Genomic DNA, 23675 nt, shown 5'->3' with positions numbered 1-23675 from the left:
CAGATCCCGCCGACGATCACCGAGATCACACCGACTTGAAGGCCCCATGCCCCCCACGCTCTCCTCGCTCGTCCATCACTCCGCGCTGAAGCTGACCGTGCGGGCGGGCGAGGACCGCCTGGACGTGCCCGTGCGGTGGGCGCATGCCAGCGAGCTCACCGATCCCGTCCCCTATATGGAGGGCGGGGAGCTGCTGCTGATCACCGCGCTGAAGCTGGACGCCGAGAACCCCGAGTCGATGCGGCGCTATGTGCGGCGCCTGGTGGGCGCGGGCGTGGTCGGTCTCGGCTTCGCCGTCGGCGTCAACTACGAGGACATCCCCGAGGCCCTGGTCGACGCGGCGACGGAGGAGGACCTTCCGCTGCTGGAGGTGCCGCGCCGCACGCCCTTCCTCGCCATCAGCAAGGCCGTTTCGGCGGCCATCGCGGCGGACCAGTACCGGGCGGTGACGGCGGGCTTCGCGGCCCAGCGGGAGCTGACCAAGCAGGCCCTGACCGACGGCCCGGAAGGGCTGCTGTCCGCGCTCGCCTCGCAGGTGGACGGCTGGGCGGCGCTGTACGACGCCTCCGGTGCCGTCGTGGCGACCGCGCCCGAGTGGGCCGGGCGGCGGGCGGCACGGCTCACGGCGGACGTGGAGCGGCTGCGCGAGCGGACCGCGCCGGCGTCGAGCGTGGTCGGCGGACCGGACAACGAGGACCGGGTCGAACTGCACAGCCTGGGCACCGGCCGGCGGCCCCGGGCGGCCCTGGCCGTCGGGACGGCGACCGCGCTCGGCACCGCGGAGCGCTACGCCGTGCACTCGGCCATCGCCCTGCTGACCCTGACGACCGAGCGCTCGCGGTCCCTCCAGGCGGCCGAACAGCGGATCGGGGCGGCCGTGCTGCGCATGCTGCTGGCCGGGCAGCCGGATCACGCCCGGGCCGTGGCCGGGGGCCTGTACGGCGGGCTGCTGGACGCGCCCTTCCGGATGATCGTCGCCGAGTCGGCGTCGGTGTCGGCGGCGCGGGTCGTGGACTCCGGGTCACGGGTGCCGCTGAACAAGGCGTCCGCCGCGGTGCTGGCCGCGGCCACCGAGGCGAACGGCGACCCTCTGGGCGCGCTCACCGAGATCGTCGAGTCCGCGGCGGCCCGCGCCGGGGAGGCGGTGCTGGTGGTGCCGGAGGGGGAGGGTGAGACCGCGCGCCTGGTGGTGCTCGCGGCGGACGGCGGTGCGGCGGTCTCGGCGTGCGCGGAGTACGCGGCGGCGCTGGAGTCGGCGCGCGTGGGAGCAGTATCGGAGCAGCCCGGGGGCATCGACGACGAACTGGTCGTCGGGCTGTCGGCGCCGGCCGGGCCCATCGCCGCCGCGGCGGCGTACAAGCAGGCCGAACAGGCGCTGTCGGTGGCCCGGCGCCGGGGGCGGGTGTTCGTGGAGCACGAGCAGCTCGCCGCGGGGTCCGTGCTGCCGTTGCTCGCAGACGACGCGGTGAAGGCGTTCGCCGACGGGCTGCTGCGGGCGCTGCACGAACACGACGCGACGGGCCGGGGCGATCTGGTGGCCTCGCTGCGGGCGTGGCTGTCCCGGCACGGCCAGTGGGACGCGGCGGCCGCGGATCTGGGCGTGCATCGGCATACGTTGCGGTACCGGATGCGGCGGGTGGAGGAGATCCTGGGGCGCTCGCTGGACGACGCGGATGTGCGGATGGAGCTTTGGCTGGCGCTGAAGGCGACGTCGACGGAGTAGGTGGGCGGGCCGGTGTGCGCGGCCAGCGGTTTTTCGCCCCCGCCGCCCCTACCCTTCCCGTCCCCGGGAGCTGCCGCCCCCGGACCCCCGCTTCGGCCTGAACGGCCTCATCCTCAAACGCCGGACGGGCTGAGATGCGCGGACCGGCGCCCATCTGTTCCCCCGCTGTGCCAATCCGTCGAACCCTGCCCCGCCACCACTACACCCCGGACAAACGCTCCTTCCTCCCCACGCCCCTACCGTGGACCACGACACACAGGACACCCCCAACGCGGAAGGGCCGGGAATCGACATGACTTCCACCAACGCCTTCTGGCTCGCCGGCCGCCAGGTCAGCGGCGAGGACAGCTTCGATGTGACCTCGCCGTGGGACGGGCGGGTCGTCGGCAAGGTCAGCGTGCCGACCGACGCGCAGATCGAGGAGGCCGTGGCCGCCGCGTACGCGGTCCGCGACGAGTTCGCCGCGACCCCGGCCCATGTGCGGGCCGCCGCCCTCGACCACGTCAGCCGGCGCCTCGCCGAGCGCACCGAGGAGATCGCGCGGCTGATCTCCGCCGAGAACGGCAAGCCCATGAAGTGGGCCCGGGGCGAGGTCGGCCGTGCCGTGTCCGTGTTCCGGTTCGCGGCCGAGGAGGCCCGGCGGTTCAACGGCGGCGAGGCCCAGCGGCTCGACACCGACCTCGGCGGTCAGGGGCGGCTCGCCTTCACCCGGCGCTTCCCCAAGGGTGTCGTGCTCGGCATCGCGCCCTTCAACTTCCCGCTGAACCTCTGCGCCCACAAGATCGCCCCGGCCATCGCCGCCGGTGCGCCGATCATCCTCAAGCCCGCCCCGGCCACTCCGCTGTCCGGCCTGATCATCGGTGACCTCCTCGCCGAGACCGAGCTGCCGGCCGGCTCCTGGAGCATCCTCCCGGTGCCGAACGACCGTATGCCCGCCCTGGTCCAGGACGAGCGCCTGCCGGTCATCTCCTTCACGGGCTCCGAGAAGGTCGGCTACGCGATCATGGACTCGGTTCCGCGCAAGCACTGCACCCTGGAGCTGGGCGGCAACGGCGCGGCGGTCGTGCTCGCCGACTTCGCCTCCGACGAGGACCTCGACTGGGCCGCGACCCGCATCGCGACCTTCTCCAACTACCAGGGCGGCCAGTCCTGCATCTCCGTGCAGCGGGTGATCGCGGACGCCTCCGTGTACGACCGGCTGCTGCCGCGCATCGTCGCCGCCGTCGAGGCCCAGGTCACCGGTGACCCGAACGACGACGCGACCGACGTCGGCCCGCTGGTCAGCGAGGACGCCGCCAAGCGCGTCGAGACGTGGGTGGACGAGGCGGTCGCCGCCGGGGCCGGGCTCCTCACCGGCGGCAAGCGCGACGGTGCCTCCTACGCGCCGACCGTCCTCACCGACGTGCCGGCCGACGTCACGATCGCCTGCGAGGAGGTCTTCGGGCCCGTCCTCACCGTGCACAAGGTCGACGGGGAGGCCGCCGCCTTCGCCGCCGTCAACGAATCCAAGTACGGCCTCCAGGCGGGTGTGTTCACCCACGACCTGCAGACCGCCTTCCGTGCCCACCGGGCGCTGGAGGTCGGCGGTGTCGTCGTCGGAGACGTCCCCTCCTACCGCGCCGACCAGATGCCGTACGGCGGTGCCAAGCAGTCCGGCGTCGGCCGTGAGGGCGTGAAGTTCGCGATGGACGACTACACCTACGAGCGCGTGATGGTCCTCACCGGCATCGCTCTCTGAGCAGGTTCGGGATCCACTCTGGCTTGTGACAATCGTTTTCAGGTAGAGTGCTTCCGTATCCCGGGATGAAGAAGGGGCCCGGCACCGATGCCTTCCGGTGCCGGGCCCCTTCCATGCGTCGGCCTGGTCCGGACCCTCAACCGGAGAAGCCGACGTGCGCGAGCCGCAGCGGGCCGCGCAGTCCGATGCGGACGTCGCGGACGCCCTTCGCGGCGATCTCGGCGGTGAGCGTCCTGTAGTCGTACGGGCCGGACCCGGACGCCTCCGACGTCAGCACGGCCGACGCCGGGCCGCCGTCCAGCGACACCTCGACCGTGCCCTCGCCCGACACCGTCACCGACACCTCGGTGGCGCCGTCGCCGAAGTCGCAGTCACGGTAGGCAAGTTCGCCCGACTTGCCCTCGGCCGCCGTCACCGCGTCGCCCGAGGACTTCGTGCGGTCGACGATCGCGATGCCGCTCTGCTCGTCGAAGTCGGCCGCCGCGAGGCCGTGCCGGAGGACGGGACGCGGTGTGGCGGGCTCGCCGTCGAGGACCACCGTCGTGCGCAGGCGGATGTCCTCACTGGAGGCGCCGGCCAGCACCTCGTACGAGGCCGGCTCGCGGCGCCATCCGCCCCGCGCCACGTCCCAGAAGTCGAAGGCGGACAAGGGGACTTCGAAGGCCAGCTCCGCGCGCCCGCCCGGCTCCAGCCGCACCCTGCTGTGCGCCAGCAGCTCGCGGCGCGGGCGCGGCACCGTCGGATCCACGGCACGGGCGTAGACCTGGGCCACCTCGTCGGCCGTCACGTCGCCGGTGTTCGTGACCGTGAAGGAGACGTGCAGCGAGCCGTCCGCCGTACGCGTGGTGAGGTCGGCGTAGGAGAAGGCCGCGTACGACAGGCCGTGGCCGAACGGGAACAGCGGGGTCCCCTCGAAGTACAGGTAGGTCTGGCGGCCGCCGATCACGTCGTAGTCGAGGAGGTCGGGCAGGTCGGCGTCGTCGGCGTACCAGGTCTGCGGGAGGCGGCCGGCGGGGGAGACGTCGCCGGCCAGGACCCGGGCGAGCGCGGTGCCGGCCGCCTGGCCGCCGTGGGACGTCCAGAGGATCGCCGGGAGGGCGGCCGGGTCGACCGCGTAGGGGTAGGCCGACACCAGCGCCAGGACCGTGTTCGGGTTGGCGGCGCGGGCGGCGCGCAGCAGGAGCTCCTGGTGGGCGGGGAGGGCGAGCGTCGTACGGTCCTCGGTCTCGCGGCCGTTGATGTGCGGGTCGTTGCCCGCGACCACCAGGACCACATCCGCCTGCGCGGCGGCCCTGGCCACCGCGTCCTCGCCGCGCTCGACGACGACCAGCTCGAAAACTTCCGGGTCCGCCTCGGCAACCCGCACCCCGTCGGCGGCGACACAGACATGGTGACCCGTGCCGATGTGCCTCAGGAGGTGTCCGTTCGCATGCGGTTCCAGGCGGAACGTCTCCTGGACGACCCAGCCTCCGGGCTGGTCGGCGGAGGCGCGGACGTGTCCGTCCTCGGCGACGGAGAGGTAGCGGCCGTCCGGGGCGCGCAGGGTCAGCACGCCCTCGCCCCAGTCCACGAGCGCGAGTTCGGTGCCGGCCGGGCCGGCCGTCAGCACGGGCAGGTCGGTGCGGCCGGCCAGCAGCGCCGGGTCGAGGGCGCCCTCGGCGCCGCGTACCTCGTCGTCGGCATCCGCCTCGGGGACGTGCAGGAAGGCGCCGGCCGAGGTCTTCAGCAGGACGCGGTCGACACCCTCCGCGAAGTCCACGCGCTGCGCGCCGAACCGCTCGTACAGGCCCTCCAGCGGCGTCGAGCGGTGGATGAGCGTGCCGCTGTACCAGTCGCGCTTGCACTCGTCGGCGAGCAGGCCGACCACCGCGAGCCGGGTGTCGGGCGCGAGCGGCAGCAGGCCCGCGCTGTTCTTCAGCAGCACGACCGACTGCTCGGCGGCCTCCTGGGCGAGGGCCCGGTGGGCCGGGGTGTCGAACTCCCCGGTGCGGGCGTACGGGTCGTCCTCGGGGTCGAACTCGCCGAGCCGGAAGCGGACCGAGAGCTGACGGCGGACGGCCGTGTCGAGGTCCGACTCGGTCAGCAGACCCCGGTCCAGGGCGCCGCGGACGCGTGCGGTGATCTGCGAGCTGTCGGTGCCGTGGTCGGTGAAGCTGTCGACGCCGGCCAGCAGCGCCGCGGCCGTGGCCTCCTCGTGGGTGTCGAAGTAGTGCTCGGAGTCGACCAGGTTGGAGGGCGCGCCCGCGTCCGAGCAGACGAGGAGGTCCTCGTCGGTCCAGGCGCGCAGGTGCTCCCGCAGATACGGCGAGACATGGTTGGGGCGGCCGTTGACCAGGTTGTACGCCGGCATCACCCCGGCCGTCGCGCCCGCCTCGACCGTCTCTCGGAAGGCGCGCAGGTCGTACTCGTGCAGGACGCGCGGGCGGACCGAGGAGGACGTGACGTCGCGGCCCGTCTCGTTGTTGTGCGCCAGCCAGTGCTTCAGCACGGGCGCGGTGCGCCAGTACGTAGGGTGGTCGCCGCGCAGGCCGCGGGTGTACGCGGTGGCGATGGCGGAGGTGAGCTTCGGGTCCTCGGAGTAGCCCTCCTCGCCCCGGCCCCACAGGGGGTGGCGCAGCAGGTTGACGGTGGGGGCCCAGACGTTGAGGCCGACGCGGTCGTCGTGGACGCGCATGGCGCGGATCTCCTTGGAGACGGCATCGCCGACCCGTCGTACGAGATCGGTGTTCCAGGTCGCGCCGAGGCCGACCGCCTGCGGGAAGACGGTGGCCGGGCCCATCCACGCCACACCGTGCAGTGCCTCCTGGCCGGTGCGGAATCCGGCGACGCCGAGGCGCTCGACCGCGGGTGTGAACTGGTGCAGAAATCCGACCTTCTCGTCGAGCGTGAGCCGGGAGAGAAGGTCGTCGATGCGCTTCGCGAACGGCAGTCGCCTATCGCGGAAAGGCGGCGTGTGCGGGGTGTGTGCGGTCACGTGGGGATCCCCTTGCGATGGATCGGTTCGGCGCTTTCGAAGCGCTTCGATGCTCAGTCGACGCAGGGGCGAGTGTCAAGGGATGAGCGCTGTTACTTCAAGCGGTGCATGAGGAAAGGTCCATTCCTGTCGTTCGGGGGAATCTCGGGAGCGACCCTTGTGTGCCCACGGGGGTTCACTTAACCTCACTGCAACATCGAAGCGCTTCGACGGTAGATCACGCCCAATGGTCGGAGGACTGCTTCAGCTCAGCCAGTCCCACTTACGACACCGCAGCCGACGGCCCACCGCCGGGTGTCCAGGTGCGCCACGAAGGGTTGACGCAATGACGCGGAACGTCGCCTCCGCCTCCTCCGGACCGAGCCGCAGAAGTATTCTCGCCTCCACGGCGGTCGCCACCGCGGCGGTGGCCGGCGGGATGCCGCTCCTCGCCGCGTGCGAGGGTTCGGACAGCGGTGGGTTGGCCGGTCGGCGGCCGCGGGTCGTCCTTGGCCGGTCGCGCAGTTCCCCCCGCTCCTCACATGTCTCCACTCTCTCCACTTTCAATACGAGGTAGGTCCATGCGTACGTCCGGCCCGAGCAGCAGCGCCGTCCTTGTGGAGGCCGTCGCATGAGCGGCCCGGTGCACGGCACCTGGGAGCCGGCCCCCGCCGCCCGCTGGGAGGACGCCTTCCTCAGCGGGAACGGCCGGCACGGCATCATGGTGTTCGGTGATCCGAACGTCGACCGGGTCATCGTCAACCATCACACCCTGGTCCGCCCCAACGGCTCCGAGCACCTCCGGCCACCCGCCCTCGCCGCCGAACTCCCGCTGCTCCAGGACCGGTTGCTGGCCGGGGACGTCACCGCCGCCGAGACCTTCACCGACGGGCGGGGGTTGCAGTGGGTGCAGCCGTTCCATCCCGCCTTCGAGATACGGCTGCGGCGGCCGGACCCCCACGAGGGGCCGGGTGACCAACGTCGCGGGGTCGACTTCACCACGGGTGTGATCACCGCCCGGCGTGCCGACTGGCTCAGTGAGGCCTTCGTCTCCCGTGCCGACGACGTCATCGTCCACCGCGTCACCGAGCCCGGCCTCACCACCGGGGTCACGCTGGACCACCAACTCCCGGGCGCTCCAGGCGACTTGAGGGTAGGACACAGCGCCGTCCTCACTCCCGAAGGCGCGCTGATCACCCTCCGCGTCCGCTACCCCGGCAGCGACCGCGCCTATACGGGCGTCACCCTCGCCGTCGTCACCGGCGGAGCGGGCGGCCTCACCCAGACCTCCCTCCCCGGCATCCGGATCGAGAACGCCAGCCGCCTGCTCCTCCTCACCCGCGTCCGGCGTCACACCGGCGAGCTGGACGTCCTCGCCGAGGCCCGCGCCCTGCGCGCCCTCCTGCCCGAAGGCGCCGACGAGGACCCGTACGCCTCGCTCCTCGCCCGCCACACCGCCCTGCACCGCCCCGCCTACCTCCGCGCCGGCCTCGACCTCGGGGGAGACGACGGCGAACGGGCCCTGCCCGGCTCCGAATTGGTCCGGCGCACGAAGAGTCCCGCTCTCCTGGAGCGCCTCTTCGCGGCCGGCCGCTACCACCTGCTCTCCGCCTCCGGCATGCTGCCGCCCCGCCTCACCGGCCTGTGGACCGGCGACTGGGACACGGCGTGGTCGGGCGCGTTCACCACCGACGCCAACCTCAACCTCCAGACCGCCTCGGCCGCGGCTGCCGCGCTCCCGGAGGCGACCGAGGCCCACGCCGCCCTCGTGCACGGCCAGGTGGACCACTGGCGCGACAACGCCCGCGCGATCTTCGGCACCCGAGGCGTCGTGGCGCCCGCCCACACCGACGGGGAGTCCGGGCACATCTACCACTTCAGCCGCGAGTACCCCCTGCACCTGTGGACCGCGGGCGCCGACTGGCTCCTCAAGCCCCTCGTCGACCACGACGAGACCTGGGGCGAGCGCGACCCGCGCACCGCGGCCGTCCTCGCCGAAGTCGCCCGGTTCTACGAGGACTTCCTCACCCGCACCGACGAGGACGGCCATCTCGTCGTCGTCCCCTCCTACTCTCCCGAGAACCGCCCGGCGAACGCGAGCTGGGGCGCCGTCAACGCCGCCATGGACCTCTCGGCGGCCCGGCACGCCCTGCGCACGGCCGCCCGCTACCATCCGGGCACCCCCGAGGCCGAGCGCTGGCGCGCCCTCGCCGACCGTCTCCCGCCGCACCGGGTCAACGCCGACGGCGCCCTCGCGGAATGGGCCCGGCCCGGCCTGGAGGACACCTACGACCACCGGCATCTCAGCCACCTCTACGGCGTCTGGCCGCTCGACGAGATCACCCCGTACGACACCCCCGGCCTCGCGGCGGCCGCACATCGGGCCCTCGAACTCCGCGGCGCCGAGAACGACTCCGCGCACGGTCATCTCCACCACGCCCTGATCGCGGCACGTCTCAGGGACGGCGAGCGGGTCGCCCACGCCCTCGACCAGGTCCTGGACGGCGACTTCTTCCACGCCTCCCTGATGAGCGCCCACTATCCGCGCCGCCACGTCTACAACGCGGACGCCGCGCACACGCTGCCCGCCGTACTGATCGAGATGCTGGTGCAGTCGACCCCGGACCGGCTGGTCCTGCTGCCCGCGGTCCCGCAGACCTGCCCGCGAGGACGGCTCAGCGGCATCCGCACACGGTTCGGCGCGGGGCTCGATCTGACCTGGAGCCCCGACGGGGTCACGGCCGTCCTCAAGCCGACCCGCACCCTGCGCATCGAACTGAGAACCTCGCCCGACGACGGTGATCGCGCCGCGCGACCGCTCGACCTCGTCGCCGGAGAAGACCTCGTCCTCGAGCTCGGGGCATGGTGACCCCGCGACTCCTCCCACCCTGGAGTGACGTGTCACCGCGGCCGCGGCCGGCCCACGTCTCGCCCCAGGCGGGGTCGACCTCGGCCCCCAGCGCGTTGTGGTCCGCGAAGTCGGCCTCGACCCCGGAGCGGCTCAGGTCGTAGTGGCGCGGACGCGTGCCCTTCGGCCGGGCGACCACTGCGGCGAGCCGGGCGGCGTGGAGCGGGAGTTGACCGAGGAGACCGAGGGGTGGCCGGACGGGGAGGTCTTCCGGCCGCCCCTTTCGGCACGGGCTACTGCGCGATCGGCAGCCGTGCCCCGTCCCGCAGGAACAGCGGGATGCGGTCCAGCGGGGCGTCGACGGTGACGGCCTGCCCGCCCTCGTACGTCTCGCCGGTCCAGGCGTCCGTCCACCGCGCCCCGGCCGGGAGATACGTCGTCCAGGTCGTCGCGCCCGGCTCCAGGACCGGCGCCACCAGCAGGTCCGACCCGAACAGGTACGCGTCGGCGACCTGCCAGGACAGCTTGTCCTCGGGGAACTCCAGGAACAGCGGCCGCATCACCGGCAGACCCTCGTCGTGGGCCTCGCGCATGACGTCGAGGACGTACGGCCTCAGGCGTTCGCGCAGTCGCAGGTACTTCTCCAGGATCGGGCCGGCCTGCTCGCCGTAGGACCACACCTCGTTCGGACCGCCGGTCATCTCCGGGCCGAGCGGCATGCCCGGGTCGCGGAAGCCGTGCAGGCGCATCAGCGGGGACAGGGCGCCGAACTGGAACCAGCGGATCATGACCTCGCGGTAGGCGGGGTCGTCCGGGTCGCCGCCGTGGAAGCCGCCGATGTCCGTGTTCCACCACGGGATGCCGGACAGCCCGGTGTTCAGGCCGGCCGCGATCTGGCGGCGCAGGGTCGGGAAGTCGGTGCCGATGTCGCCGGACCACAGGGCGGCGCCGTAGCGCTGACTGCCCGCCCAGGCCGAACGGTTGAGGGTGATGATCTCGTCCTCGCCGGACGCGAGGAGACCCTCGTGGAAGGTGCGGGAGTTCTCGGCCGGGTAGCTGTTGCCGACCTCCAGGCCGGGGCCCGCCCAGTAGCGCAGGTTCTCCTGGAAACCGGGCTTGAGCTCGGGCTCGCAGGCGTCCAGCCAGAAGGCCGTGATGCCGTACGGGTCGAGGTAGTTCTCCTTGATCCTCGACCACACGAACTCACGGGCCTCGGGGTTCGTGGCGTCGTAGAAGGCGATCTGGACGGTGGAGGCGACCTCCTTGTCGGGCCAGTCCGCGTGCGCCATCGGGCCGTACTGGGTGCCGATGAAGTAGCCGCGCTGCTCCATCACCGGGTGGTTCTCGCTCAGCGGTGACACCGACGGCCACACGGACACGACCAGCTTGATGCCCAGCTCGTCCAGTTCACGGACCATGGCCGCCGGGTCCGGCCACTCGGCCGGGTCGAACTTCCACTCGCCCAGGTGCGTCCAGTGGAAGAAGTCGCACACGATCGCGGAGATCGGCAGCCCCCGGCGCTTGTACTCCCGTGCCACGGCGAGGAGTTCGTCCTGGGTGCGGTAGCGCAGCTTGCACTGCCAGAAACCCGCCGCCCACTGAGGCAGCATCGGCGTACGGCCGGTCACCGCGCTGTAGCGGCGCTGGCCGTCTGCCGGGGTGCCCGCGGTGATCCAGTAGTCGATCTGGCGGGCGGAGTCGGCGACCCAGCGGGTGCCGTTGTGCGCGAGCTCCACGCGGCCGATCGCCGGGTTGTTCCACAGCAGGGTGTAGCCCCGGCTGGAGGCGAGCACCGGGATGCCGACCTCGGCGTTGCGCTGGACCAGGTCCAGGACCAGGCCCTTCTGGTCGAACCGGCCGTGCTGGTGCTGGCCGAGGCCGTACAGCTTCTCGTCGTCGTAGGCGGCGAACCGCTGCTCCAGGCGGTGGTGGCCGTTGCCGACGGCGGTGTACAGGCGCGGGCCCGGCCACCAGAAGTGGGCGCGCTCCTCGGCGAGGATCTCCGTGCCGTCCGCGGTGCGCAGGAAGCGGATCAGCCCCTCGGCGTCGACCCGCACGGTCAGCGCGCCGACCGTCAGGACCCCCAGACCGTCCTCGATCTTGACGGTCGACTCGGTCGGCGGCGCGGACTCCAGCAGGGCGCCGGGCAGCGCGTCGAGGACCGGGCCGCCGAGCCGGGCCCGCACCCGGACCGCGTCCGGGCCCCACGGCTCGACGCGCACGGTCTCCTGGCGGCCGCTCCACTCCAGCGCACCGTCCCGCTCGCGGAACGTGCCGACGGTCGGGGACGACTGCGCGAGGCTGACCGTGCCCGGCTGGGGCTGGGTTTCGGCGATCTGATCCACGTGGGCGCTCCTGAAGAGGGCGGCGGGTGCGGGCATGGCGGTGCCCGGGCAGGGGCACGGTGGTGCGGTGATCGGTGTGCGGCGCTGATCAGTGCGCGGCGGACGGCGCCGGGCCCGTGCTGGCCCGGACCGTCAACTCGGGTGCGATCAGCACGACTTCGTCGCTTCCGCTCCCGTCCAGCTTGGCGACCAGTTGTTCCACGGCATGCCGGCCCATCTCCTGCGCGGGGATGGAGACCGACGTCAGCCGCACCGAGGCTTGGGTCGCGACCTGGTCGGGGCAGATGGCGACGACGGACACGTCCTCCGGCACGGCGCGGCCCTGCTGGCGCAGCAGGGCGAACAGCGGCTCGACGGCCGACTCGTTCTGCACGACGAACCCCGTGGTGCTCGGGCGCTCGTCGAAGATCCGCGCGAGGGTGACCGCCATGGCGTCGTACCCGCCCTCGCACGGCCGGTGCAGCAGTCGCATCCCCAACTCCTGGGAACGCAGCCTGAGTCCGTCGAGCGTGCGCTCCGCGAAACCCGTGTGCCGCTCGTAGACCGCCGGGGCCTCTCCAATGACAGCGATGTCGCGGTGCCCCAGCTTCGCCAGATGCTCCACACACAGCGCGCCGGTCGCCTTGAAGTCGAGGTCGACGCAGGTCAGCCCGGCGGTGTCGGCGGGCAGCCCGATCAGCACGGACGGCTGGTGCGAGCCGCGCAGCAGTGGCAGCCGCTCGTCGTCCAGCTCGACGTCCATGAGGATCATCGCGTCGGCCAGCCCGCTGCCGGTGACGCGGCGCACGGCGTCGGGGCCCTCCTCGCCGGTCAGCAGCAGGACGTCGTAGCCGTGCGTGCGGGCCGTGGTGGCCACCGCGATGGCGATCTCCATCATTACCGGCACATAGATGTCGGTGCGCAGCGGGATCATCAGCGCGATGATGTTCGACCTGCTGCTGGCCAGGGCACGGGCACCCGCGTTCGGGTGGTAGCCGAGCTCGCGGATGCTCTGCTCGACCCGGAGCCGGGTGGTCGAGGAGATGGACCGCTTGCCGCTGAGGACATAGCTCACCGTGCTCGCCGAGACTCCGGCGTGCTGGGCGACCTCGGCGAGGGTGACCATCCAGCTCTCCAAGTTTTTGTGAAGCGCTTCGACAGTGCGCGATGGGAACATGGGCGGGTGTGAGGGTGGTTCGACACTAGCTCCGGCGCGCTTGGGTGTCCATAGGTTATCGAAGCGCTTCGATAGTCTTTCCTCCCAGGTGTACCGTCCCCCGGACGGCCCTGCCGCCGCAACACCTCTGACCGCACCTGTTCCCGGGGTGCCCACCGCCTGTACGCCGGGGCGTACTCCGTCAACATCGGCCGAACGGACGCGCGCAGGGTGGTGGGCGCGCCCGTAATCGGGTACATACGATCGGGTAGCACCCGTCGGTAACCAAAACGGCCCGAGATCCCGATTCGCGGCGAGGTGAGCCTCATGTCCGCAGCACCCACGAAGCCTACTGTCACTGAGCGTGAGGCACGCCAGGTGGCGGAGGAGGCCCGGCAGCAGGACTGGCGCAAGCCCAGCTTCGCCAAGGAACTGTTCCTCGGCCGCTTCCGCCTCGACCTCATCCACCCCCACCCGATGCCCACCGACGAGGCCACCCAGCGCGGCGAGGAGTTCCTCGCCAAGCTGCGCGACTTCGTCGAGACGAAGGTCGACGGCGCCCTCATCGAACGCGAGGCCCGCATCCCCGACGCCGTGATCGACGGCCTCAAGGAGCTCGGCGCCTTCGGCATGAAGATCGACACCAAGTACGGCGGGCTCGGCCTCACCCAGGTCTACTACAACAAGGCCCTCACCCTGGCCGGCTCCGCCAGCCCGGCGATCGGCGTCCTGCTCTCCGCCCATCAGTCGATCGGCGTACCGCAGCCGCTGAAGCTGTTCGGCACCCCCGAGCAGAAGGAGCAGTTCCTGCCGCGCTGCGCCCGCACCGACATCAGCGCCTTCCTGCTGACCGAGCCCGACGTCGGCTCCGACCCGGCGCGCCTGGCGACCTCCGCCGTACCCGACGGGGACGACTACGTCCTCGACGGCGTCAAGCTGTGGACGACCAACGGAGTGGTCGCCGACCTCCTCGTCGTCATGGCGCGGGTGCCGAAGTCCGAAGGGCACAAGGGCGGCATCACCGCCTTCGTCGTGGAGACCAACTCGCCCGGCATCACCGTCGAGAACCGCAACGCCTTCATGGGCCTGCGCGGCATCGAGAACGGCGTCACCCGCTTCCACCAGGTCCGCGTCCCCGCCGCCAACCGCATCGGCCCCGAGGGCGCCGGCCTGAAGATCGCGCTCACCACCCTCAACACCGGGCGGCTGTCGCTGCCCGCGTCCTGCGTGGCGGCCGGCAAGTGGTGCCTGAAGATCGCCCGCGAGTGGTCGGCGGCGCGCGAGCAGTGGGGCAAGCCGCTCGCGCACCACGAGGCCGTCGGCTCCAAGATCTCCTTCATCGCGGCCACCACCTTCGCCCTGGAGGCCGTCACCGACCTCGCCTCGCAGATGGCCGACGAGGACCGCAATGACATCCGCATCGAAGGCGCCCTCGCCAAGCTGTACGCCTCCGAGATGGCCTGGCTCATGGCCGACGAGCTCATCCAGATCCGCGGCGGCCGCGGCTTCGAGACGGCCGACTCGCTCAGGGCACGCGGCGAGCGGGGCGTCCCCGCCGAGCAGGTCCTGCGCGACCTGCGCATCAACCGCATCTTCGAGGGCTCGACGGAGATCATGCACCTGCTGATCGCCCGCGAGGCCGTCGACGCCCACCTGTCGGTCGCCGGTGACCTCATCGACCCCGACAAGTCCCTCCAGGACAAGGCCAAGGCGGGCGCGAACGCCGGCGTCTTCTACGCCAGGTGGCTGCCGAAGCTGGTCGCCGGACAGGGCCAACTGCCGTACTCGTACGGCGAGTTCAAGCGCGGTGTCGACCTTTCCCCGCACCTGCGCTACGTCGAACGCACCTCCCGCAAGCTGGCCCGCTCCACCTTCTACGGCATGTCCCGCTGGCAGGGCCGCATGGAGACCAAGCAGGGCTTTTTGGGCCGGGTCGTCGACATCGGCGCCGAACTGTTCGCCATGAGCGCGGCCTGTGTCCGCGCCGAGCACCTGCGGGCCCGGGGCGAGCACGGCCGCGAGGCCTACCAGCTCGCCGACGCGTTCTGCCGGCAGTCCAGGCTGCGCGTCGAGGAGCTCTTCGGCCGGCTGTGGTCCAACACCGACGACTTGGACCGCAAGGTCGTCAAGGGTGTGATGGCGGGCACCTACGAGTGGCTGGAATCGGGCATCGTCGACCCCTCGGACGACGGCGGTGTGTGGATCGCGGACGCGACCCCGGGCCCGAGCGAGCGGGAGAACGTGCACCGCCCGATCCGGTGACGTCACGGTGAGGGGTCACTGCCCGCAGCGACCCCTCACCATCCTGTTACCCGCCGGATGGGGACGCCCTGTCCTTCCCGTCGGCCGTTGCGGCCACAATGGGGGGATGAGCGACAGTCCAGCCCCACTCGCCGACCCGCATCTGGTCTACGACCCCGTAGCGGGCGACGGCCCCAAGGACGTGGTGATCCTCGGCTCCACCGGCTCCATCGGCACCCAGGCCATCGACCTCGTGCTGCGCAACCCCGACCGGTTCCGGGTCACCGCCCTGTCCGCCAACGGCGGCCGGGTCGCACTCCTCGCCGAGCAGGCGTACCGGCTGAAGGCGCGGACCGTCGCGGTCGCCCGCGAGGACGTCGTACCTGCGCTGCGCGAGGCCCTGACGGCCCAGTACGGCACGGGAGAGCCGCTCCCCGAGATCCTCGCCGGACCGGACGCGGCCACACAGGTCGCCGCCTCCGACTGCCACACCGTCCTCAACGGCATCACCGGCTCCATCGGCCTCGCGCCCACCCTCGCCGCCCTGGAGGCGGGCCGCACCCTCGCGCTCGCCAACAAGGAGTCGCTCATCGTCGGCGGCCCGCTGGTCAAGGCGCTCGCCAAGCCCGGGCAGATCATCCCGGTCGACTCCGAGCACGCCGCCCTGTTCCAGGCGCTGGCGTCCGGCACGCGCGCGGACGTGCGCAAGCTGGTGGTGACCGCCTCCGGCGGCCCCTTCCGCGGCCGTACGAAGGCCGAGCTGGCGAACGTGACCGTGGACGACGCCCTCGCCCACCCCACCTGGGCCATGGGCCCGGTGATCACGATCAACTCCGCGACCCTGGTCAACAAGGGCCTGGAGGTCATCGAGGCGCACCTGCTCTACGACATTTCCTTCGACCGCATTGAGGTGGTCGTGCATCCCCAGTCGTATGTTCACTCGATGGTTGAGTTCACCGACGGATCCACGATCGCCCAGGCGACGCCCCCCGACATGCGCGGGCCGATCGCCATCGGCCTCGGCTGGCCCGAACGCATTCCCGACGCCGCGCCCACCTTCGACTGGAGCAAGGCGTCGACCTGGGAGTTCTTCCCGCTCGACAACGACGCGTTCCCCTCGGTCGGCCTGGCGCGCCACGTGGGGGAGCTCGCGGGCACGGCGCCCGCGGTGTTCAATGCGGCCAACGAGGAGTGCGTGGAGGCCTTCCGGGCCGGCGCACTGCCGTTCAACGGGATCATCGAGACCGTGACGCGGGTCGTGGAGGAGCACGGCACCCCGCGCTCGGGAACTTCGCTGACCGTCGCGGACGTCCTCGAAGCGGAGAGCTGGGCCCGTCACCGGGCCCGGGAACTGGCGGCCCACACGGCGGAGGCCCGTGCATGACGACCCTGATGTTCATCCTCGGCATAGTGCTGTTCGCGGTCGGGCTGCTCGCCTCGATCGCCTGGCACGAGCTGGGCCACCTGTCCACGGCCAAGATGTTCGGCATCCGGGTGCCGCAGTACATGGTCGGCTTCGGCCCGACGATCTGGTCGCGGAAGAAGGGTGACACCGAGTACGGCTTCAAGGCGATCCCGTTCGGCGGCTACATCCGCATGATCGGCATGTTCCCGCCCGGCCCCGACGGCCGCCTGGAGGCCCGCTCCACCTCACCGTGGCGCGGCATGATCGAGGACGCCCGCTCGGCCGCGTTCGAGGAGCTCAAGCCCGGCGACGAGACCCGCCTGTTCTACACGCGCAAGCCGTGGAAGCGGGTCATCGTGATGTTCGCGGGCCCGTTCATGAACCTGATCCTCGCGTTCGGACTGTTCCTCACGGTGCTGATGGGCTTCGGCATCCAGCAGCAGACCACCACAGTGAGTTCGGTCTCCCCGTGCGTCATCGCCCAGACCGAGAACCGCGACGAGTGCAAGGCGTCCGACCCCAGGTCGCCGGCCGAAGCGGCGGGCATGAAGGCCGGCGACAAGATCGTCGCCTTCGACGGGGTGCGCACCGACGACTGGAACACCCTCTCCGACCTCATCCGCGACAGCGCCGGCAAGCAGGTGCCGATCGTCGTCGACCGGGGCGGCGAGCAGGTGACCCTGAAGGCGACGATCGCCACCAACCGGGTCGTCAAGAAGGACGCGGCCGGGGCGTACGTCGAGGGCGAGTACGTCAAGGCGGGCTTCCTCGGCTTCAGCTCGGCCACCGGCGTCGTCAAACAGGACTTCGGCGACTCCGTGTCCTGGATGACCGACCGGGTCGGCGAGGCCGTCGACTCCCTGGTGGCCCTGCCCTCCAAGATCCCCGCCCTGTGGGACGCCGCCTTCGGCGACGGCCCGCGCGAACCGGACTCCCCGATGGGCATCGTCGGCGCGGCGAGGGTCAGCGGCGAGATCGCGACACTGGACATCCCGGCATCGCAGCAGCTCGCCACGTTCGTCTTCCTCCTGGCCGGCTTCAACCTCTCCCTGTTCCTGTTCAACATGCTCCCGCTGCTGCCGCTCGACGGCGGTCACATCGCGGGCGCCCTGTGGGAGGCGCTGCGCCGCAACACGGCGAAGGTCCTGCGCCGGCCGGACCCCGGTCCGTTCGACGTGGCGAAGCTGATGCCGGTGGCCTACGTGGTCGCCGGAGTCTTCATCTGCTTCACCCTGCTGGTGCTGGTCGCGGACCTCGTTAACCCGGTCAGAATCTCCTAGTCATACGGCGTTCGAGGCGGCCCGGGATATGGGAGGTCTGGGGGGTTCGCCCCCCAGAAAGCACAGTGTCCCGGGCCGCCTTCCATTGAGTGGGTTTACGGGCCGAGGGGGGTCCCCCCGCCGAGTGCATTCGAGGTGGGGGAGTGCTGGGGTCAGGCCCGGTGCCGTAATCTCGAAGCCTGGAGCCCGCTGCTGACGGGACCGGACCTTGATCCACGACTTGGGGTTGCACAGCAGATGACTGCGATTTCTCTCGGCATGCCGTCCGTACCGACCAAGCTCGCCGAGCGCCGGAAGAGCCGTCAGATCCAGGTCGGATCCGTCCCCGTCGGCGGGGACGCTCCGGTCTCGGTCCAGTCGATGACGACGACGCGTACGTCGGACATCGGCGCCACCCTCCAGCAGATCGCGGAGCTCACGGCCTCCGGCTGCCAGATCGTGCGTGTGGCGTGCCCCACGCAGGACGACGCGGACGCGCTCGCGACCATCGCCCGCAAGTCGCAGATCCCGGTGATCGCCGACATCCACTTCCAGCCGAAGTACGTCTTCGCCGCCATCGAGGCCGGCTGCGCCGCGGTCCGGGTCAACCCGGGCAACATCAAGCAGTTCGACGACAAGGTCAAGGAGATCGCGCGGGCCGCCAAGGACCACTGCACCCCGATCCGCATCGGCGTCAACGCCGGCTCGCTGGACCGGCGCCTGCTCCAGAAGTACGGCAAGGCGACGCCCGAGGCCCTCGTCGAGTCGGCCCTGTGGGAGGCGTCCCTCTTCGAGGAGCACGACTTCCGGGACATCAAGATCTCGGTCAAGCACAACGACCCCGTCGTGATGGTCCGGGCCTACCAGCTCCTGGCCGAGCAGTGCGACTACCCCCTCCACCTCGGCGTGACGGAGGCGGGCCCGGCGTTCCAGGGCACCATCAAGAGCGCGGTCGCCTTCGGCGCACTCCTCTCCCAGGGCATCGGCGACACGATCCGCGTCTCCCTCTCCGCGCCCCCCGTGGAGGAGGTCAAGGTCGGCAACCAGATCCTGGAGTCCCTGAACCTCAAGCAGCGCGGCCTGGAGATCGTCTCCTGCCCGTCCTGCGGCCGCGCCCAGGTCGACGTCTACAAGCTGGCCGAAGAGGTCACCGCGGGCCTGACCGGCATGGACGTCCCCCTCCGCGTCGCCGTCATGGGCTGTGTCGTCAACGGCCCCGGCGAGGCCCGCGAGGCCGACCTCGGCGTCGCCTCCGGCAACGGCAAGGGCCAGATCTTCGTCAAGGGCGAGGTCATCAAGACGGTCCCCGAGTCCAAGATCGTCGAGACCCTCATCGAGGAGGCCATGAAGCTGGCCGAACAGATGGAGGCGGACGGCGTGGAGTCGGGCGAGCCGTCGGTGGCGGTGGCCGGCTGAGAGGGCTGTATCTCAGCCCGTCCGGCGTTTGAGGACGAGGCCCGTTCAGGGCCGGAGCCGGGGGTCCGGGGGCGGCAGCCCCCGGAGGCGGGGCGGTGTCCGGCGGTCCCTCCTCAAAGGACCGCAACTCGGGCAGGGCGGCACGGCAAAGCTTCCGCAGGTACAGTGCGGGGACCAGCAGAACCCCAGCGTGAGGCCCCGCACGTGTTGACCCAGACCACCTCACGGGTGCTCGAACCGAGTGACCTGGACGCCGCGCTCGCCGTCCTCGACCGCGAGCCGGTCGCGAACGCCTTCGTGACGTCCCGCGTCCAGATCGCCGGCCTCGACCCCTGGCGCCTCGGCGGCGAGATGTGGGGCTGGTACGAGGACGGCATGCTGACGTCCCTGTGCTACGCGGGCGCCAACCTCGTCCCGATCTGCGCCACCCCCCGAGCCGTACGGGCCTTCGCCGACCGTGCCCGCCGCGCGGGCCGCCGATGCTCCTCCATCGTCGGCCCCGCCGACTCCACCGCCCAGCTCTGGCGCCTGCTGGAGCCCAATTGGGGCCCGGCCCGCGAGATCCGCTCCCACCAGCCCCTGATGGTCACCGACCACATGGCGGCCGACATCACCCCGGATCCCTACGTCCGCCGCATCCGCAAGGACGAGATGGACACGATCATGCCGGCGTGCGTGGCGATGTTCACCGAGGAGGTCGGCGTCTCACCGCTGGTCGGCGACGGCGGGCTCCTCTACCAGGCCCGGGTCGCCGAACTCGTCGGCTCCGGCCGCTCCTTCGCCCGCCTCGACCAGGACGGCAAGGTCGTCTTCAAGGCCGAGATCGGCGCCGCGACGGACCGCGCCTGCCAGATCCAGGGCGTCTGGGTGGCCCCCGAATACCGCGGTCAGGGCCTGGCGGCCCCCGGCATGGCGGCCGTCCTGCGCTACGCCCTCGCGGACGTGGCCCCGGTGGTCAGCCTGTACGTCAACGACTTCAACACGGCGGCGAGAAGGACGTACCGGCGGGTGGGCTTCCAAGAGGTCGGCGCCTTCATGAGCGTCCTGTTCTGAAACCCCTTCAAGGGGCGCGGGGAACTGCGTGCGCAACCACCGCCGAGCCGCACCCGGAACTCAGCAGAAACCCCCCTGTAGGCTCCCCACCATGCGCCTTCCCGGTCACGCACACCGCCGCCAACCAGACGACATCGTGATCGGCCCCCTGGACCTGTCGGCCCACGTGGACGAGGCACTCGCCGTCCAGGCGGTGGCGTTCGGACTGGGCCCGGACGAGGTGGCCGTACGCCGCCAGATCGTCCTGCGCCACATGACCTACCCGGGAGCAAGGGCTCTCGGCGCGACGACCGCCGGCGGACTGCTGGCGGGATTCGTCTACGGCATGCCCAACGACCGCACCCACTGGTGGTCCACCGTCGTGGAGCCCTACCTGCGGGCCCAGGGCCACGACTTCTGGCTCGACGACTCCTTCGTCATCACGGAACTGCACGTCCACCCCCGCTACCAGAACCGGGGCGTCGGCCGTTCCCTGATCACCACGCTCACGGACGGTGCCGCCGAACCCCGCTCGATCCTCTCGGCGATCGACGTGGACAGCCCGGCGCGCGGCCTCTACCACTCCCTCGGCTACGAGGACCTCGCCCGCCAGGTCCTCTTCCCCAGCGCCCCGAAGCCGTACGCCGTGATGGGCGCCCCTCTTCCGCTCCGCCGCCGTTAACCGATTTCCACCGTCCCGTACCGCCCGGCTAACCTCCTGCCATAACCCAAACCCGGCAGGAGTACGAGAACCATGGCCAACGCACCGGTCCAGCGCATGTCCCAGTTGATGGCGAAGACGCTGCGCGACGACCCGGCCGACGCCGAGGTCCTCAGCCACAAGCTGCTCGTCCGCGCCGGCTACGTCCGCCGCACCGCGGCCGGCATCTGGTCCTGGCTGCCCCTCGGCAAGCGGGTCCTCGCCAATGTGGAGCGCATCGTCCGCGAGGAGATGGACGCGATCGGCGCCCAGGAGGTGCTGCTCCCCGCGCTGCTGCCGCGTGAGCCGTACGACGCGACGGGCCGCTGGGACGAGTACGGCCAGGAGCTGTTCCGTCTGAAGGACCGCAGGGGCGGCGACTACCTGCTCGGCCCGACCCACGAGGAGATCTTCACCCTGCTGGTGAAGGACCAGGCGTCCTCCTACAAGGACCTGCCGGTCATCCTCTACCAGATCCAGCACAAGTACCGCGACGAGGCCCGCCCGCGGGCCGGCATCCTGCGCGGCCGCGAGTTCCTGATGAAGGACTCCTACTCCTTCGACACCGAGGACGAGGGCCTCGCCCAGTCCTACGCCCTGCATCGCCAGGCCTACCAGCGTGTCTTCGAGCGCCTCGGCCTCGACTACCGCATCTGCGCCGCGACCGCCGGCGCGATGGGCGGCTCGAAGTCGGAGGAGTTCCTGGCCCCGGCCGAGGCCGGCGAGGACACCTTCGCCGACTGCCCGAACTGCGACTTCGCGGCCAACACCGAGGCGATCACCTACGAGCTCAAGCCGGTCGACGCCGCGGGCGTGGCCGCGCTCGAGGAGATCCCGACCCCGGACACCCCCACCATCGAGACCCTCGCCGCACACCTCGGCGTCCAGGCCTCCGCCACCCTGAAGAACCTGCTGGTCAAGGTCGACGGCGAGATCGTCGCCGTCGGTGTCCCCGGCGACCGCGAGGTCGACATGGACAAGGTCGAGGCCCACTTCGCCCCGGCCGTCGTCGAGATGGTCACCGAGGCGGACTTCGCCGAGCACCGGGACCTGGTCCGCGGCTACGTCGGCCCGCAGGGCCTGGGCGAGAAGGTCAAGTACCTCGCCGACCCGCGTGTGGCCCCCGGCACCTCCTGGATCACCGGCGCCAACAAGGAGGGCATGCACGCGAAGAACGTCGTCGCGGGCCGTGACTTCGAGGTCGATGAGTACGTCGACGTCGTGGTCGTCCAGGAGGGCGACCCCTGCCCGAAGTGCGGCACCGGCCTCAAGCTGGACCGCGCCATCGAGATCGGCCACATCTTCCAGCTCGGCCGCAAGTACGCCGACGCCCTCAAGCTCGACGTCCTCGGCCAGAACGGCAAGCCGGTCCGCGTCACCATGGGCTCCTACGGCATCGGCGTCTCCCGCGCCGTCGCGGCCCTCGCCGAGCAGACCGCCGACGACAAGGGCCTGTGCTGGCCGGCCGAGGTCGCCCCGGCCGACGTCCACGTGGTCGCCGCGGGCAAGGCCCTGCAGACCGAACTCGCCCTCGACGTCTCCGAGAAGCTGGCGACGGCCGGCCTGCGCGTCCTGTGCGACGACCGCGCCGGTGTCTCGCCGGGCGTGAAGTTCACCGACTCGGAGCTGATCGGCGTACCGCAGATCCTGGTGGCGGGGCGGCGCGCGGCCGAGGGCGTCGTCGAGCTCAAGGACCGCAGGACCGGCGAGCGCGAGGAACTGACGGTGGACGAGGCGATCGCCCGCCTGACGGCGTAGCGGAACCCGACCGTTCCCCGACCGTGGGACGTGACACAGCGTCAGCGTCGCCACGGCGGGGGACGGTCCGGCGTATCACCCGCTTCAGCCGGCCTCGGCCGTGAGCACGCGGGGGAGGAGTTCGTGCGGAACGTCGACACGCATGCCGCAGAAGCAGCGCAGCGGTCCGCCGCGTGAGCCGGGGGCGCCGAGGTCGATGAGCAGGATGTCCGCCACTTCACGGAGCACGTCACGCGCGGGGGCACCTCTGGCGACGCGGATGCTGACCTCGTCCGGGTCCCAGACTGCGATGCTCGCCAGACCGTCCGTCACGGTAATGTGGACGCACACAACTGTCTCCCCAGGGATGCACTACGGCACGGAGTGATCCGCTCCGGGAGGTCAGCGGCTGACTGATGGTACCGACGGCGGTCGGGTGCGTGAGGAGTTTCGTCATATTCTCCCGTCGCACCGGAAGCGCCCGTCACGCCCGGCACGCGCCCGCGGCGCGGCCCGATGGCCGAGAACGCGCCCCTGACCTCAGCCGATGCGGCTGACCTGAAGCATCGCCTCGGCGTCCTTGAGCAGTGCGCGCTGACGTGCCTCCGGCAATTGCCGGTACAGCTTGAGGAGCCGGGCCTCGCGCTCGTCCCCGCTGGGCCCGGGGACCGGGCGGCCGACCGCCTCGAAGAACTCCCTCGGTGTGGTCCGCACGCCCCAGCGCCGGAACACCTCGACCATGGCCCGCAGCTTCTCCGGATCGATGCGCGAGGTGCCGCGGGTGCGGTTCATCCAGGCGTTCAGCGTCGGATAGGAGATACCGGCTTCGGCCGCCAGGTCCTTCTGCGTCCTGTCCGGCGCCTGCGCCAGGAGACGTTCGAGCAGAGCCGCCAGGTCCTCGTCCCGGCGCGGGGGATCCTGGCCGGGGTCCGGGTCTCCTTGGCTGCTCTGCTGGATCGTCACGCATCGAGGATCCGGCATCAATATCTACAAGCGCAAGTAGATCGCAGATCGGTCGCGAGGGCTTCGGGAGCGTACGGGAGCGCTGTTCGGGCGGCCGTACAACCGCGCGCCCCCGGCCTCCGCCGGCATCCCGCCTTCCCTCACGCTCCGTAGGTATCTTGACACTATCTGCATCTACAT

At 71.3% G+C, this 23675-nt stretch carries 15 protein-coding genes; 10 read left to right on the top strand and 5 right to left on the bottom strand.

Going from position 1 to position 23675, the window contains the following annotated elements; genetic code table 11:
• The first annotated feature begins 46 nt into the window (after nt 1–46).
• Together ACZ69Q_RS37470 and ACZ69Q_RS37465 are read left to right on the top strand one after the other, a co-directional pair.
• On the top strand, nt 47–1723 hold the full coding sequence (locus ACZ69Q_RS37470; protein ID WP_471051118.1) for a PucR family transcriptional regulator: 1677 nt from the start codon (nt 47–49) through the stop codon (nt 1721–1723).
• A gap of 292 nt (nt 1724–2015) precedes the next feature.
• Nucleotides 2016–3461 (top strand): aldehyde dehydrogenase family protein, encoded by a 1446-nt coding sequence (locus tag ACZ69Q_RS37465; protein ID WP_471051115.1) that lies wholly within the window; start codon nt 2016–2018, stop codon nt 3459–3461.
• A 136-nt stretch (nt 3462–3597) separates the two neighbouring features.
• On the opposite strand, the gene ACZ69Q_RS37460 is transcribed toward ACZ69Q_RS37465, so the two are convergent.
• Complete coding sequence (locus ACZ69Q_RS37460; protein WP_471051113.1) at nt 3598–6435, bottom strand: glycoside hydrolase family 3 C-terminal domain-containing protein; 2838 nt, start codon at nt 6433–6435, stop codon at nt 3598–3600.
• Between the two features lie 610 nt (nt 6436–7045).
• Here ACZ69Q_RS37460 and ACZ69Q_RS37455 point away from each other — a divergent pair.
• On the top strand, nt 7046–9283 hold the full coding sequence (locus ACZ69Q_RS37455) for a glycosyl hydrolase family 95 catalytic domain-containing protein (RefSeq protein WP_471051110.1): 2238 nt from the start codon (nt 7046–7048) through the stop codon (nt 9281–9283).
• A 272-nt stretch (nt 9284–9555) separates the two neighbouring features.
• Here ACZ69Q_RS37455 and ACZ69Q_RS37450 read toward each other — a convergent pair whose 3' ends face one another.
• Together ACZ69Q_RS37450 and ACZ69Q_RS37445 are read right to left on the bottom strand one after the other, a co-directional pair.
• Nucleotides 9556–11607, bottom strand: a complete 2052-nt coding sequence (locus ACZ69Q_RS37450) for a glycoside hydrolase family 31 protein (protein ID WP_471051106.1) — start codon at nt 11605–11607, stop codon at nt 9556–9558.
• Between the two features lie 88 nt (nt 11608–11695).
• The gene (locus ACZ69Q_RS37445) at nt 11696–12712 is read right to left on the bottom strand and encodes a LacI family DNA-binding transcriptional regulator (protein ID WP_471051104.1); all 1017 of its coding nucleotides are present in this window, start codon (nt 12710–12712) and stop codon (nt 11696–11698) included.
• A 357-nt stretch (nt 12713–13069) separates the two neighbouring features.
• Between ACZ69Q_RS37445 and ACZ69Q_RS37440 the strand changes: the two genes are divergently transcribed.
• The 7 genes from ACZ69Q_RS37440 (at nt 13070) to ACZ69Q_RS37410 (ending at nt 22553) form a co-directional block, all read left to right on the top strand.
• The gene (locus ACZ69Q_RS37440) at nt 13070–15004 is read left to right on the top strand and encodes an acyl-CoA dehydrogenase family protein (protein ID WP_471051101.1); all 1935 of its coding nucleotides are present in this window, start codon (nt 13070–13072) and stop codon (nt 15002–15004) included.
• Between the two features lie 106 nt (nt 15005–15110).
• A complete protein-coding gene (dxr, locus tag ACZ69Q_RS37435; RefSeq protein ID WP_471051099.1) occupies nt 15111–16367 on the top strand; it encodes a 1-deoxy-D-xylulose-5-phosphate reductoisomerase in 1257 nt (418 codons plus the stop codon).
• Nucleotides 16368–16375: 8 nt separating this feature from the next.
• Nucleotides 16376–17668 (top strand): M50 family metallopeptidase, encoded by a 1293-nt coding sequence (locus ACZ69Q_RS37430; RefSeq protein ID WP_471051483.1) that lies wholly within the window; start codon nt 16376–16378, stop codon nt 17666–17668.
• Nucleotides 17669–17905: 237 nt separating this feature from the next.
• On the top strand, nt 17906–19063 hold the full coding sequence (ispG, locus tag ACZ69Q_RS37425; protein WP_471051096.1) for a flavodoxin-dependent (E)-4-hydroxy-3-methylbut-2-enyl-diphosphate synthase: 1158 nt from the start codon (nt 17906–17908) through the stop codon (nt 19061–19063).
• Between the two features lie 204 nt (nt 19064–19267).
• Nucleotides 19268–20116, top strand: a complete 849-nt coding sequence (locus ACZ69Q_RS37420; RefSeq protein ID WP_471051093.1) for a GNAT family N-acetyltransferase — start codon at nt 19268–19270, stop codon at nt 20114–20116.
• 91 nt (nt 20117–20207) lie between these two features.
• Nucleotides 20208–20777: a GNAT family N-acetyltransferase gene (locus tag ACZ69Q_RS37415; protein ID WP_471051090.1), complete on the top strand. Its 570-nt coding sequence runs from the start codon at nt 20208–20210 to the stop codon at nt 20775–20777.
• A 72-nt stretch (nt 20778–20849) separates the two neighbouring features.
• Complete coding sequence (locus ACZ69Q_RS37410; RefSeq protein WP_471051087.1) at nt 20850–22553, top strand: proline--tRNA ligase; 1704 nt, start codon at nt 20850–20852, stop codon at nt 22551–22553.
• An 84-nt stretch (nt 22554–22637) separates the two neighbouring features.
• Here ACZ69Q_RS37410 and ACZ69Q_RS37405 read toward each other — a convergent pair whose 3' ends face one another.
• Together ACZ69Q_RS37405 and ACZ69Q_RS37400 are read right to left on the bottom strand one after the other, a co-directional pair.
• Nucleotides 22638–22883, bottom strand: coding sequence for a hypothetical protein (locus tag ACZ69Q_RS37405; RefSeq protein ID WP_471051084.1), 246 nt, complete (start codon nt 22881–22883; stop codon nt 22638–22640).
• A gap of 189 nt (nt 22884–23072) precedes the next feature.
• Nucleotides 23073–23495, bottom strand: a complete 423-nt coding sequence (locus tag ACZ69Q_RS37400; protein ID WP_471051081.1) for a helix-turn-helix domain-containing protein — start codon at nt 23493–23495, stop codon at nt 23073–23075.
• Between the last annotated feature and the right edge of the window lie 180 nt (nt 23496–23675).

It is taken from the genome of Streptomyces sp. NPDC036764 (assembly GCF_055609385.1).
This window is presented reverse-complemented; position numbering and strand designations above follow the sequence as displayed.

Excerpts from the sequence above, each read along its gene's own strand:
- ACZ69Q_RS37470 (WP_471051118.1), top strand. The coding sequence starts at position 47 with ATGCCCCCCACGCTCTCCTCGCTCGTCCATCACTCCGCGCTGAAGCTG.
- ACZ69Q_RS37465 (WP_471051115.1), top strand. The coding sequence starts at position 2,016 with ATGACTTCCACCAACGCCTTCTGGCTCGCCGGCCGCCAGGTCAGCGGC.
- ACZ69Q_RS37455 (WP_471051110.1), top strand. The coding sequence starts at position 7,046 with ATGAGCGGCCCGGTGCACGGCACCTGGGAGCCGGCCCCCGCCGCCCGC.
- ACZ69Q_RS37445 (WP_471051104.1), bottom strand. The coding sequence starts at position 12,712 with ATGGTCACCCTCGCCGAGGTCGCCCAGCACGCCGGAGTCTCGGCGAGC.
- ACZ69Q_RS37440 (WP_471051101.1), top strand. The coding sequence starts at position 13,070 with ATGTCCGCAGCACCCACGAAGCCTACTGTCACTGAGCGTGAGGCACGC.
- dxr (WP_471051099.1), top strand. The coding sequence starts at position 15,111 with ATGAGCGACAGTCCAGCCCCACTCGCCGACCCGCATCTGGTCTACGAC.
- ACZ69Q_RS37430 (WP_471051483.1), top strand. The coding sequence starts at position 16,376 with ATGTTCATCCTCGGCATAGTGCTGTTCGCGGTCGGGCTGCTCGCCTCG.
- ispG (WP_471051096.1), top strand. The coding sequence starts at position 17,906 with ATGACTGCGATTTCTCTCGGCATGCCGTCCGTACCGACCAAGCTCGCC.
- ACZ69Q_RS37415 (WP_471051090.1), top strand. The coding sequence starts at position 20,208 with ATGCGCCTTCCCGGTCACGCACACCGCCGCCAACCAGACGACATCGTG.
- ACZ69Q_RS37410 (WP_471051087.1), top strand. The coding sequence starts at position 20,850 with ATGGCCAACGCACCGGTCCAGCGCATGTCCCAGTTGATGGCGAAGACG.